The organism is Streptomyces sp. NPDC096012 (assembly GCF_040426375.1).
Classification (GTDB): Bacteria; Actinomycetota; Actinomycetes; order Streptomycetales; family Streptomycetaceae; genus Streptomyces.
In genome coordinates this window covers 81,345-94,338 of sequence record NZ_JBEOTD010000006.1, presented here as the reverse complement: position 1 = coordinate 94,338, position 12,994 = coordinate 81,345, and the positions used below count along the sequence as shown (strand labels likewise).

The following is a 12,994-nucleotide window of genomic DNA, read 5'->3' as shown; positions in this document are numbered from 1 at the left end:
ATGCCATCTATGTGATCTTGCCCCGATGGGCGCAGGTCCAGGACATGGATGGTAATCAACCTCTCAGCAAGGACCCGGAGAGAGCATGCCTCCCAAGAAGAAGAAGGTCACGGGGCTTATCAAGCTCCAGATCCAGGCCGGTGCGGCCAACCCGGCTCCGCCGGTCGGCCCCGCGCTGGGCCAGCACGGCGTCAACATCATGGAGTTCTGCAAGGCCTACAACGCCGCGACCGAGTCGCAGCGTGGCTGGGTCATCCCGGTGGAGATCACGGTCTACGAGGACCGTTCCTTCACCTTCGTGACCAAGACGCCGCCGGCCGCGAAGATGATCCTCAAGGCCGCGGGCATCGAGAAGGGCTCCGGCGAGCCGCACAAGACCAAGGTCGCCAGGATCACCGAGGCGCAGGTCCGCGAGATCGCCACCACCAAGATGCCCGACCTCAACGCGAACGACCTGGACGCGGCCGCGAAGATCATCGCCGGCACCGCGCGCTCCATGGGCGTCACGGTCGAGGGCTGACGTCACCCCCCAGCAGTCGATGCGGCCGTAGCCGGTCGCACGTGGCAGGGCCCGCTCGGCCCGTACCACGACTCCTTTCAGAACACACAGGAGCAGTTGTGAGCAAGCGCAGCAAGGCTCTCCGCGCTGCGGACGCCAAGATCGACCGGGAGAAGCTGTACGCCCCGCTCGAGGCGGTCCGTCTCGCCAAGGAGACCTCCACCACCAAGTTCGACGGCACCGTCGAGGTCGCCTTCCGCCTGGGTGTCGACCCGCGCAAGGCCGACCAGATGGTCCGTGGCACCGTGAACCTTCCGCACGGCACCGGCAAGACCGCCCGGGTCCTGGTCTTCGCGACCGGTGACCGTGCTGCGGCCGCGGAGGCCGCGGGCGCCGACATCGTCGGCTCCGACGAACTGATCGACGAGGTCGCGAAGGGCCGTCTGGACTTCGACGCCGTCGTCGCCACCCCGGACCTCATGGGCAAGGTCGGCCGCCTCGGCCGCGTCCTCGGCCCGCGTGGTCTGATGCCGAACCCGAAGACCGGCACCGTCACCCCCGACGTCGCCAAGGCCGTCACCGAGATCAAGGGCGGCAAGATCGAGTTCCGCGTCGACAAGCACTCGAACCTGCACTTCATCATCGGCAAGGCGTCCTTCGACGACTCGCAGCTGGTGGAGAACTACGGCGCCGCGCTGGAGGAGATCCTCCGCCTGAAGCCGTCCGCCGCCAAGGGCCGGTACATCAAGAAGGCCGCCATCAGCACCACGATCGGCCCCGGCATCCCGGTCGACCCCAACCGCACCCGCAACCTCCTCGTCGAGGAGGACCCGGCCGCCGTCTGAGCCTCCCGCTCACCCCGGTAGCCGCGTCGGGTACGCGCAACTGGAGGACGGGCCCTGCAACCTTCGAGGTGCAGGGCCCGTCCTTTCTTTGTGCGACTTGTCGTACCACTGTCAGTGGCCTGGGTTACGGTGCTGGCACGGGACTCGTATAGGGGTGGGACTGGATGAAGAGCACGACCGTGCGCGGAATGGGCCTGTCGATCGCGGTGGCCGCCGCACTGACCGGCGTGGCGGCCTGCGGTTCCACGGACGCAGGCAAGGACGGCAAGGCGGCCGGCGGGGGCGCGGTGCACGTCAGCCCCATCGCCGCCCTGCGATCCGTCGAGAAGTCCACGGACAAGGCCGACTCGGCCAAGGTGCGGTCCACCACCGCCATGGGCGACCTCATGGCGATGACGGCCAACGGCGCCCTCACCTGGCGTGACGGCCTCCAGGGCACCCTGACCATCACCTACACCGGCGGCAAGATGGCCGAGATGATGCGTCAGGCAGGCTCCACGTCGATGGAGGCCCGCTACCTGCCGGACGCCTACTACGCGCACATGAGCGACACCTACGCCGAGCACACCGGCGGCAAGCACTGGCTGAGGTACTCCTACGACGACCTCGCCAAGCTCGGCGGCGCCTCCGGCTCGTACATGAAGGACCAGCTGCAGAGCTCCACGCCGGACCAGTCCGTGCGGATGCTGCTGGCGTCGGGCGACGTCAAGAAGGTCGGCGAGGAGACCGTCTCCGGCGCCCACACCACGCACTACGCGGGCACGGTGAACGTCGCGGACCTCGCGGACAGGAGCAGCAACCTCAGCGCCGGCCAGCTGGCAGCCCTGAGGAAGCAGCTCGGCCAGGCGGGCGTCAGCACCGACACCGTCAACATCTGGATCAACGACGACAACCTGCTGGTCAAGAAGACCGAGAAGGCGAACACCGCCAACGGCACCATGACCAACACGACGTTCTACAGCGACTACGGCGTGAAGGTCAGCGCCCAGGCGCCGCCGGCCGGTGACACCAAGGACTTCGCGGACCTGCTCAAGTCCGGCGGAACCATGGGCGGCGGCACCCTCGGGGGCGGCACCGGCACCAGCTCCTGAGACCGGCGAAGCCGAAGGACCGGGGCGGCCCGTTCGGGCCGATTTGCTCGACGGCGCCCCGGTCCCGTACTCTCCAGAGGAAGCCAAAGACCGCTGGTCGTTGCCGTGCGCTCGTAAGAGGGTGCGGTGGCCGAAGGATCCGCTGAAAAGTGGGCGACCCGCGCAGGTGAATGTGGAAGTACTCCCGGACGGTACACGCTCTCGCGTGTGCGATCGGTCGAGTCCGCCCCGTGCGCCTGCGCCGGGGCGTTTCGTTTCCCCAGACCTCCTTCGGGTCCGCGCGGTCAGAATCACCCGGAAGGAGGCCGAGGCTCTATGGCGAGGCCCGACAAGGCTGCCGCAGTGGCCGAGTTGACGGAGCAGTTCCGCAACTCCAACGCTGCCGTGCTTACCGAGTACCGCGGTCTCACCGTGGCGCAGCTCAAGACGCTGCGCCGGTCGCTCGGTGAGAACGCCCAGTACGCCGTGGTGAAGAACACGCTGACCAAGATTGCGGCCAACGAGGCCGGGATCTCGACGCTGGACGACCTGTTCAACGGTCCGACGGCTGTCGCCTTCGTCACCGGTGACCCGGTGGAGTCGGCGAAGGGTCTCCGTGACTTCGCCAAGGACAACCCGAATCTCGTCATCAAGGGCGGTGTCCTTGACGGCAAGGCGCTGTCCGCCGACGAGATCAAGAAGCTTGCGGACCTCGAGTCCCGCGAGGTTCTGCTCAGCAAGCTGGCCGGTGCCTTCAAGGCGAAGCAGTCCCAGGCTGCCTCCGTCTTCCAGGCGCTGCCGTCGAAGCTCGTCCGCACCGTGGACGCGCTCCGTGCCAAGCAGGCCGAGCAGGGCGGTGCCGAGTAATTCGGCTCGCTTTCTGATCCTGGCCGCATGACGCGGCGAGGGTCTCAGCGGGCCGACGTACGCCCGCCACACCCAGTACATCCGGCACCCGCCGATTGAGTGGAAGGACCGCCATCATGGCGAAGCTCACCCAGGACGAGCTGCTTGCCCAGTTCGAGGAGATGACCCTCATCGAGCTCTCCGAGTTCGTGAAGGCCTTCGAGGACAAGTTCGACGTCACCGCCGCCGCTGCCGCCCCGGTCGTCGTGGCCGGCGCCGGCGCCGGCGCCGGCGCCGCCGAGGCCGAGGAGGAGAAGGACGAGTTCGACGTCATCCTCACCGGCGCCGGCGACAAGAAGATCCAGGTCATCAAGGTCGTGCGTGAGCTGACCTCGCTGGGTCTGAAGGAGGCCAAGGACCTCGTCGACGGTGCCCCGAAGCCCGTCCTCGAGAAGGTCGCCAAGGACGCCGCCGAGAAGGCCGCCGAGTCCCTCAAGGGCGCCGGCGCCTCCGTCGAGGTCAAGTAAGACCGTCCGGGTTCTGCCGAACCCGACTGCACGCGGCCTGCGGCCCGTGTCGCGGTGAACCGCGCCTCGTAGGGCTGTAACGCGAACGCACCGAAGAGCGATCATCCATCCGGGTGGTCGCTCTTCGGCGTATCAGGAGGGCCGACCGCGGTTGCCTTGCACTCGCGACGGCGAGGGGTATGGTGATCTTCGTCGTGTCTCCTGCCAGTCTCGTTTGGACTGAGGGGCCTTGACGAACCGCACGCAGCGCGCAATTCTCAGGACGCGTCGTCACAAGGATCCGAATCCGAGGCATGGATCGACGACGAAGAGGGCAGTATCAACGTGCGTTGAGGGCAGCATGCCGAGGGCGTAGACAAGAGCGGTGAGCACAACGAGGGTCTCGAAAAACCCGCGCTGGACATCAGTGTGCCAAGTGGCTACACTGACCCTTTGCGCTGCCTGTTAGCTGTCCCCTGCCCGTCACCAGGGGTCTGCCCTCACTCGAGCACTGACGACAAAAGCTCCTTTGACCTGGGGTTTCTGTGTCGGTATACGAGGGAGGGGCCGGTACGCGCGTAGTGAGTCCGAGCCCTCGGAAGGACCCCCTCTTGGCCGCCTCGCGCAATGCCTCGACCGCGAATTCGAACTACGGCGCCAGCACCGCCCCGCTGCGCATCTCCTTTGCAAAGATCAAGGAGCCTCTCGAGGTTCCGAACCTGCTCGCGCTGCAGACCGAGAGCTTTGACTGGCTGCTCGGCAACACCGCCTGGCAGAGTCGGGTCGAGGAGGCTCTGGAGAACGGTCAGGACGTCCCCACCAAGTCCGGTCTGGAGGAGATCTTCGAGGAGATCTCCCCGATCGAGGACTTCTCCGGGTCGATGTCGCTGACGTTCCGGGACCACCGCTTCGAGCCGCCGAAGAACTCCATCGACGAGTGCAAGGAGCGCGACTTCACGTACGCAGCCCCGCTCTTCGTCACCGCCGAGTTCACCAACAACGAGACCGGTGAGATCAAGTCCCAGACGGTCTTCATGGGCGACTTCCCGCTCATGACGAACAAGGGCACCTTCGTCATCAACGGCACCGAGCGTGTCGTGGTGTCCCAGCTGGTCCGTTCCCCCGGTGTCTACTTCGACTCCTCCATCGACAAGACGTCCGACAAGGACATTTTCTCCGCCAAGATCATCCCGTCCCGGGGTGCCTGGCTGGAGATGGAGATCGACAAGCGCGACATGGTCGGTGTCCGCATCGACCGCAAGCGCAAGCAGTCGGTCACCGTACTGCTGAAGGCTCTCGGCTGGACGACCGAGCAGATCCTCGAGGAGTTCGGCGAGTACGAGTCGATGCGCGCCACCCTGGAGAAGGACCACACCCAGGGCCAGGACGACGCGCTGCTCGACATCTACCGCAAGCTGCGCCCGGGCGAGCCCCCCACGCGTGAGGCCGCCCAGACGCTTCTGGAGAACCTCTACTTCAACCCCAAGCGCTACGACCTCGCCAAGGTCGGCCGCTACAAGGTGAACAAGAAGCTCGGTGCGGACGAGCCCCTCGACGCCGGTGTGCTCACCACCGACGACGTCATCGCCACCATCAAGTACCTGGTCAAGCTGCACGCCGGCGAGACCGAGACGACCGGCGAGTCCGGCCGCTCGATCATCGTCGAGACCGACGACATCGACCACTTCGGCAACCGTCGTATCCGCAGCGTCGGCGAGCTGATCCAGAACCAGGTCCGTACGGGTCTCGCCCGTATGGAGCGCGTCGTGCGCGAGCGCATGACGACCCAGGACGTCGAGGCGATCACGCCGCAGACCCTGATCAACATCCGGCCGGTCGTCGCCTCCATCAAGGAGTTCTTCGGCACCAGCCAGCTGTCCCAGTTCATGGACCAGAACAACCCGCTGTCGGGTCTGACGCACAAGCGTCGCCTCAACGCGCTCGGCCCGGGTGGTCTCTCCCGTGAGCGGGCCGGCTTCGAGGTCCGAGACGTCCACCCGTCGCACTACGGCCGCATGTGCCCGATCGAGACGCCCGAAGGCCCGAACATCGGCCTGATCGGCTCGCTCGCCTCCTACGGCCGGGTCAACGCGTTCGGCTTCATCGAGACGCCGTACCGCAAGGTCGTCGACGGCCAGGTCACCGACGAGGTGGACTACCTGACCGCCGACGAGGAGGACCGCTTCGTCATCGCGCAGGCCAACGCGCCGCTCAACGACGAGATGCGGTTCGCCGAGGCCCGCGTGCTGGTCCGCCGCCGTGGCGGCGAGGTCGACTACGTCGGCCCCGAGGACGTGGACTACATGGACGTCTCGCCGCGCCAGATGGTGTCGGTCGCGACCGCCATGATCCCCTTCCTGGAGCACGACGACGCCAACCGCGCCCTCATGGGCGCGAACATGATGCGGCAGGCCGTGCCGCTGATCAAGTCCGAGGCTCCGCTCGTCGGCACCGGCATGGAGTACCGCTCCGCCGCCGACGCCGGCGACGTGGTCAAGGCCGAGAAGGACGGTGTGGTCCAGGAGGTCTCCGCGGACTACATCACCACCGCCAACGACGACGGCACGTACATCACGTACCGCCTGGCCAAGTTCTCCCGGTCCAACCAGGGCACCTCGGTCAACCAGAAGGTCATCGTCAACGAGGGCGACCGCCTGGTCGCGGGCCAGGTGCTCGCGGACGGTCCGGCCACCGAGAACGGCGAGATGGCCCTGGGCAAGAACCTGCTCGTGGCGTTCATGCCGTGGGAGGGTCACAACTACGAGGACGCGATCATCCTGTCGCAGCGCCTCGTGCAGGACGACGTCCTCTCCTCGATCCACATCGAGGAGCACGAGGTCGACGCCCGTGACACCAAGCTCGGCCCCGAGGAGATCACCCGGGACATCCCGAACGTCTCCGAGGAGGTCCTCGCCGACCTCGACGAGCGCGGCATCATCCGTATCGGTGCCGAGGTCGTCGCCGGCGACATCCTCGTCGGCAAGGTCACGCCCAAGGGTGAGACCGAGCTGACGCCGGAGGAGCGCCTGCTGCGCGCGATCTTCGGTGAGAAGGCCCGTGAGGTCCGTGACACCTCGCTGAAGGTGCCGCACGGCGAGATCGGCAAGGTCATCGGCGTCCGCGTCTTCGACCGCGAGGAGGGCGACGAGCTTCCCCCCGGTGTGAACCAGCTGGTGCGCGTGTACGTCGCGCAGAAGCGCAAGATCACCGACGGTGACAAGCTCGCCGGCCGGCACGGCAACAAGGGTGTCATCTCCAAGATCCTGCCCATCGAGGACATGCCGTTCCTCGAGGACGGCACCCCGGTCGACATCATCCTGAACCCGCTGGGTGTCCCGTCCCGAATGAACCCGGGACAGGTCCTGGAGATCCACCTCGGCTGGCTCGCCAGCCGCGGCTGGGACGTCTCCGGCCTCGCGGAGGACTGGGCCCAGCGCCTGCAGGTCATCGGCGCCGACCAGGTCGCCCCCGGCACCAACGTCGCCACCCCGGTGTTCGACGGTGCCCGCGAGGACGAGCTGGCGGGTCTGCTGCAGCACACCATCCCGAACCGGGACGGCGAGCGGATGGTGCAGCCGACCGGCAAGGCGAGGCTGTTCGACGGCCGCTCCGGTGAGCCGTTCCCGGACCCGATCTCCATCGGGTACATGTACATCCTCAAGCTGCACCACCTGGTCGACGACAAGCTGCACGCCCGTTCGACCGGTCCGTACTCGATGATCACCCAGCAGCCGCTGGGTGGTAAGGCCCAGTTCGGTGGCCAGCGGTTCGGTGAGATGGAGGTGTGGGCCCTCGAGGCCTACGGCGCCGCGTACGCCCTCCAGGAGCTGCTGACCATCAAGTCCGACGACGTCACCGGCCGCGTGAAGGTCTACGAGGCCATCGTCAAGGGCGAGAACATTCCCGAGCCCGGCATCCCCGAGTCCTTCAAGGTGCTCATCAAGGAGATGCAGTCGCTCTGCCTCAACGTGGAGGTGCTGTCCAGCGACGGCATGTCCATCGAGATGCGCGACACCGACGAGGACGTCTTCCGCGCTGCGGAGGAGCTCGGCATCGACCTGTCCCGGCGCGAGCCGAGCAGCGTCGAAGAGGTCTGACGGGAGTCCGGCGGGGCCCTCACCCACAGGGCCCCGCCGACCCCCAGGCCCCCGTTTCAGACCACAGACTTTCGACCCTGAGAGGGATTGACGCATAGTGCTCGACGTCAACTTCTTCGACGAGCTCCGGATCGGCCTGGCCACCGCTGACGACATCCGTCAGTGGAGCCACGGCGAGGTCAAGAAGCCCGAGACCATCAACTACCGCACCCTCAAGCCCGAGAAGGACGGACTCTTCTGCGAGAAGATCTTCGGTCCGACCCGGGACTGGGAGTGCTACTGCGGCAAGTACAAGCGTGTCCGCTTCAAGGGCATCATCTGTGAGCGCTGTGGCGTCGAGGTCACGCGCGCCAAGGTGCGCCGTGAGCGGATGGGCCACATCGAGCTCGCCGCGCCCGTCACCCACATCTGGTACTTCAAGGGTGTCCCCTCGCGCCTCGGCTACCTGCTGGACCTGGCGCCGAAGGACCTCGAGAAGGTCATCTACTTCGCGGCGTACATGATCACGTTCGTCGACGAGGAGCGCCGCACCCGCGACCTGCCCTCCCTGGAGGCGCACGTCTCCGTGGAGCGCCAGCAGATCGAGAACCGCCGCGACGCCGACCTCGAGGCCCGCGCCAAGAAGCTCGAGACCGACCTGGCCGAGCTCGAGGCCGAGGGTGCCAAGGCCGACGTGCGCCGCAAGGTGCGCGAGGGTGCCGAGCGTGAGATGAAGCAGCTGCGCGACCGTGCGCAGCGCGAGATCGACCGCCTCGACGAGGTGTGGAACCGGTTCAAGAACCTCAAGGTCCAGGACCTCGAGGGCGACGAGCTGCTCTACCGCGAGCTGCGCGACCGCTTCGGCACCTACTTCGACGGTTCGATGGGCGCCGCGGCGCTGCAGAAGCGCCTGGAGTCCTTCGACCTCGACGAGGAGGCCGAGCGCCTCCGCGAGATCATCCGCACCGGCAAGGGCCAGAAGAAGACCCGTGCGCTCAAGCGCCTGAAGGTCGTCTCCGCGTTCCTGCAGACGTCCAACAGCCCCAAGGGCATGGTCCTGGACTGCGTCCCGGTCATCCCGCCGGACCTGCGTCCGATGGTGCAGCTGGACGGTGGCCGCTTCGCGACCTCCGACCTGAACGACCTGTACCGCCGTGTGATCAACCGCAACAACCGCCTGAAGCGGCTTCTCGACCTCGGTGCGCCCGAGATCATCGTGAACAACGAGAAGCGCATGCTCCAGGAGGCCGTCGACGCGCTCTTCGACAACGGCCGTCGCGGCCGCCCGGTCACGGGCCCCGGCAACCGTCCGCTGAAGTCGCTGTCCGACATGCTCAAGGGCAAGCAGGGCCGCTTCCGTCAGAACCTGCTCGGCAAGCGAGTCGACTACTCGGCGCGTTCCGTCATCGTCGTCGGCCCGCAGCTGAAGCTGCACCAGTGCGGTCTGCCCAAGGCCATGGCGCTGGAGCTCTTCAAGCCGTTCGTGATGAAGCGCCTGGTCGACCTGAACCACGCGCAGAACATCAAGAGCGCCAAGCGCATGGTGGAGCGCGGCCGCACCGTCGTGTACGACGTCCTCGAAGAGGTCATCGCCGAGCACCCGGTGCTGCTGAACCGTGCTCCCACCCTGCACCGCCTCGGCATCCAGGCCTTCGAGCCGCAGCTGGTCGAGGGCAAGGCCATCCAGATCCACCCGCTCGTCTGCACCGCGTTCAACGCGGACTTCGACGGTGACCAGATGGCCGTGCACCTGCCGCTGTCCGCGGAGGCGCAGGCCGAGGCCCGCATCCTGATGCTGTCCTCGAACAACATCCTCAAGCCGGCCGACGGCCGCCCGGTGACGATGCCGACCCAGGACATGGTCCTCGGTCTGTTCTTCCTCACCACCGACGGCGAGCTGCGTGACACCAAGGGCGAGGGCCGCGCGTTCGGCTCCACGGCCGAGGCGATCATGGCGTTCGACGCCGGCGAGCTGGCCCTGCAGTCGCAGATCGACATCCGCTTCCCGGTGGGCACCATCCCACCGCGTGGCTGGATGCCGCCGGCCCGCGAGGAGGGCGAGCCCGAGTGGCAGCAGGGGGACTCGTTCCGCCTGCGCACCACCCTGGGCCGCGCGCTCTTCAACGAGCTGCTGCCCGAGGACTACCCGTTCGTCGACTACTCGGTGGGCAAGAAGCAGCTCTCCGAGATCGTCAACGACCTGGCCGAGCGCTACCCCAAGGTCATCGTGGCGGCGACGCTCGACAACCTGAAGGCCTCCGGCTTCTACTGGGCGACCCGTTCCGGCGTCACCGTGGCCATCTCCGACGTCGTCGTTCCCGAGGCGAAGAAGGAGATCGTCAAGGGCTACGAGGCGCAGGACGAGAAGGTCCAGAAGCAGTACGAGCGCGGTCTGATCACCAAGGAAGAGCGCACGCAGGAGCTCATCGCCATCTGGACCAAGGCGACCAACGAGGTCGCCGAGGCGATGAACGCGAACTTCCCCAAGACGAACCCCATCTTCATGATGGTTGACTCGGGTGCCCGAGGAAACATGATGCAGATGCGGCAGATCGCCGGTATGCGCGGTCTGGTGTCGAACGCGAAGAACGAGACCATCCCGCGTCCGATCAAGGCGTCCTTCCGTGAGGGCCTGTCCGTGCTGGAGTACTTCATCTCCACCCACGGTGCCCGTAAGGGTCTGGCGGACACCGCCCTGCGTACCGCCGACTCGGGTTACCTCACCCGTCGTCTGGTCGACGTCTCCCAGGACGTCATCATCCGCGAGGAGGACTGCGGCACCGACCGCGGCCTCAAGCTCAAGATCGCGGAGCGGGGCGCGGACGGTGTGCTGCGCAAGACCGAGGACGTCGAGACGTCCGTGTACGCGCGCTGCCTCGCCGAGGACATCGTGGTCGAGGGCCAGGTGCTGGCCCCGGCCGGCACCGACCTGGGCGACGTCCTCATCGAGGAGCTCGTCGGCCGCGGCGTCGAGGAGGTCAAGACCCGTTCGGTCCTGACCTGCGAGTCCGCCGTCGGTACCTGCGCGATGTGCTACGGCCGTTCGCTCGCCACCGGCAAGCTGGTCGACATCGGTGAGGCGGTCGGCATCATCGCCGCCCAGTCCATCGGTGAGCCCGGTACCCAGCTGACGATGCGTACCTTCCACACCGGTGGTGTGGCCGGTGACGACATCACCCAGGGTCTGCCCCGTGTCGTCGAGCTCTTCGAGGCCCGTACCCCGAAGGGTGTCGCCCCGATCTCCGAGGCCTCCGGCCGCGTGCGGATCGAGGAGACCGAGAAGACCAAGAAGATCGTCGTCACCCCGGACGACGGCAGCGACGAGACGGCGTACCCGATCTCCAAGCGTGCCAAGGTCCTGGTCCGCGACGGCGACCACGTCGAGGTGGGCCAGCAGCTCACCGTGGGTGCCACCAACCCGCACGACGTGCTGCGCATCCTGGGTCAGCGTGCCGTCCAGGTCCACCTGGTCGGCGAGGTCCAGAAGGTCTACAACTCGCAGGGTGTGTCGATCCACGACAAGCACATCGAGATCATCATCCGGCAGATGCTCCGCCGTGTGACGATCATCGAGTCCGGCGACGCCGAGCTGCTGCCCGGCGAGCTGGTCGAGCGCTCGAAGTTCGAGACCGAGAACCGTCGTGTGGTCCAGGAGGGCGGTCACCCGGCCTCCGGTCGTCCGCAGCTGATGGGTATCACCAAGGCCTCGCTGGCGACGGAGTCCTGGCTGTCGGCCGCCTCCTTCCAGGAGACGACCCGAGTCCTGACGGATGCGGCGATCAACGCCAAGTCCGACAGCCTCATCGGCCTCAAGGAGAACGTCATCATCGGTAAGCTCATCCCGGCCGGTACGGGCCTGTCCCGCTACCGCAACATCCGGGTCGAGCCGACCGAGGAGGCCAAGGCCGCGATGTACTCGGCCGTCGGCTACGACGACATCGACTACTCGCCGTTCGGCACCGGCTCCGGCCAGGCCGTTCCGCTGGAGGACTACGACTACGGTCCGTACAACCAGTAAGCGGGCAGCATGAGCCGAAGGGCGGCCACCCCCACGCGGGGGTGGCCGCCCTTCGGCGTTGCGCGGTGCGGCGCGCGGGCGCCGGCGCACCGCCCCGGCTCCGCGGGACACGTCATGCGCGGGCGTGGGCGCAGGCGCCGCGGGACACGTCACGAGCGGGCGCGGGCGCGGGCGCGGGCGCGGGCGCATGGCGCATGGCCGGCCGACGGTGTGCTGCGCGCGGTGCATGGCGCTGGCGACGGTGTGATACGTGACGCATGCGGGCCGGCGTACGGCCCCCGGCACCGGTCCGGCCGCGTGCGCGTGAGTGCCGCCGGTGGCCGGGACGCGTACGCGTGTGTGCCGTCGCACGGCCCTGGCGCCGGGTGCGGGGCAACGGGAGGCGCGGCGGGGCCGCCGTACGCCGTGAGGGCCCGCTGGGCGGCTTGACGGGGCCCGTGAGCCGCCCGGGGGAGGCCCTCCGGCCTCCCGTATCCATGATCGCCGAGGGGTGCCGCCGCGGTGGCGCGCCTGCCGTGGTAGGGGCGCGTCCCATTTGTTTTGACCGCAGCGAATGAGGTAGGTACGCTCAGACCTTGTGCCTGGGGTGTGCCCTGGCTCTCGTGCGTGCCTTCAACCGCATAGCGAGCCGTCACCGGCCACCGTAATCTGCGCCCTTCCTGCCTGGCGGCGGGGATCTGCGGGATTCGACACACCCGACCGCGTGGGTCGGCGAAGTTCCAGGTTAGCTTTACCTATCGGCACACAGAAACCGGAGAAGTAGTGCCTACGATCCAGCAGCTGGTCCGTAAGGGCCGGCAGGACAAGGTCGAGAAGAACAAGACGCCCGCACTCGAGGGTTCCCCTCAGCGTCGTGGCGTCTGCACGCGTGTGTTCACGACCACCCCGAAGAAGCCGAACTCGGCCCTGCGTAAGGTCGCGCGTGTGCGTCTGACCAGCGGGATCGAGGTCACCGCCTACATTCCGGGTGAGGGACACAACCTGCAGGAGCACTCCATCGTGCTCGTGCGCGGCGGCCGTGTGAAGGACCTGCCGGGTGTTCGCTACAAGATCATCCGTGGTTCGCTCGACACCCAGGGTGTCAAGAACCGCAAGCAGGCCCGCAGCCGCTACGGCGCCAAGAAGGAGAAGTAA

General features: G+C 67.2%; 8 protein-coding genes. All 8 read left to right on the top strand.

Annotated features, from left to right (window positions below):
- Positions 1–85 precede the first annotated feature (85 nt).
- The 8 genes from rplK to rpsL all read left to right on the top strand — a co-directional run bounded on the left by rplK (position 86) and on the right by rpsL (position 12,994).
- Positions 86–520 (top strand): 50S ribosomal protein L11, encoded by a 435-nt coding sequence (gene rplK, locus ABVB68_RS08940; protein ID WP_353600343.1) that lies wholly within the window; start codon positions 86–88, stop codon positions 518–520.
- A 98-nt stretch (positions 521–618) separates the two neighbouring features.
- Positions 619–1,344, top strand: a complete 726-nt coding sequence (rplA, locus tag ABVB68_RS08935; protein WP_345046720.1) for a 50S ribosomal protein L1 — start codon at positions 619–621, stop codon at positions 1,342–1,344.
- Positions 1,345–1,508: 164 nt separating this feature from the next.
- The gene (locus tag ABVB68_RS08930; RefSeq protein ID WP_353600342.1) at positions 1,509–2,435 is read left to right on the top strand and encodes an SCO4651 family lipoprotein; all 927 of its coding nucleotides are present in this window, start codon (positions 1,509–1,511) and stop codon (positions 2,433–2,435) included.
- Positions 2,436–2,750: 315 nt separating this feature from the next.
- On the top strand, positions 2,751–3,281 hold the full coding sequence (gene rplJ / locus ABVB68_RS08925; protein WP_353600341.1) for a 50S ribosomal protein L10: 531 nt from the start codon (positions 2,751–2,753) through the stop codon (positions 3,279–3,281).
- 116 nt (positions 3,282–3,397) lie between these two features.
- Positions 3,398–3,787 (top strand): 50S ribosomal protein L7/L12, encoded by a 390-nt coding sequence (gene rplL / locus ABVB68_RS08920; protein WP_353600340.1) that lies wholly within the window; start codon positions 3,398–3,400, stop codon positions 3,785–3,787.
- Between the two features lie 590 nt (positions 3,788–4,377).
- Positions 4,378–7,863, top strand: a complete 3,486-nt coding sequence (rpoB, locus tag ABVB68_RS08915; protein WP_353600339.1) for a DNA-directed RNA polymerase subunit beta — start codon at positions 4,378–4,380, stop codon at positions 7,861–7,863.
- Between the two features lie 97 nt (positions 7,864–7,960).
- Complete coding sequence (locus tag ABVB68_RS08910; RefSeq protein WP_353600338.1) at positions 7,961–11,860, top strand: DNA-directed RNA polymerase subunit beta'; 3,900 nt, start codon at positions 7,961–7,963, stop codon at positions 11,858–11,860.
- Between the two features lie 762 nt (positions 11,861–12,622).
- Positions 12,623–12,994 carry a 30S ribosomal protein S12 gene (rpsL, locus tag ABVB68_RS08905; RefSeq protein ID WP_003948652.1) on the top strand — a complete coding sequence of 124 codons (372 nt, stop codon included), beginning with the start codon at positions 12,623–12,625 and terminating at the stop codon, positions 12,992–12,994.

Excerpts from the sequence above, each read along its gene's own strand:
- rplK (WP_353600343.1), top strand. The coding sequence starts at position 86 with ATGCCTCCCAAGAAGAAGAAGGTCACGGGGCTTATCAAGCTCCAGATC.
- ABVB68_RS08930 (WP_353600342.1), top strand. The coding sequence starts at position 1,509 with ATGAAGAGCACGACCGTGCGCGGAATGGGCCTGTCGATCGCGGTGGCC.
- rplJ (WP_353600341.1), top strand. The coding sequence starts at position 2,751 with ATGGCGAGGCCCGACAAGGCTGCCGCAGTGGCCGAGTTGACGGAGCAG.
- rplL (WP_353600340.1), top strand. The coding sequence starts at position 3,398 with ATGGCGAAGCTCACCCAGGACGAGCTGCTTGCCCAGTTCGAGGAGATG.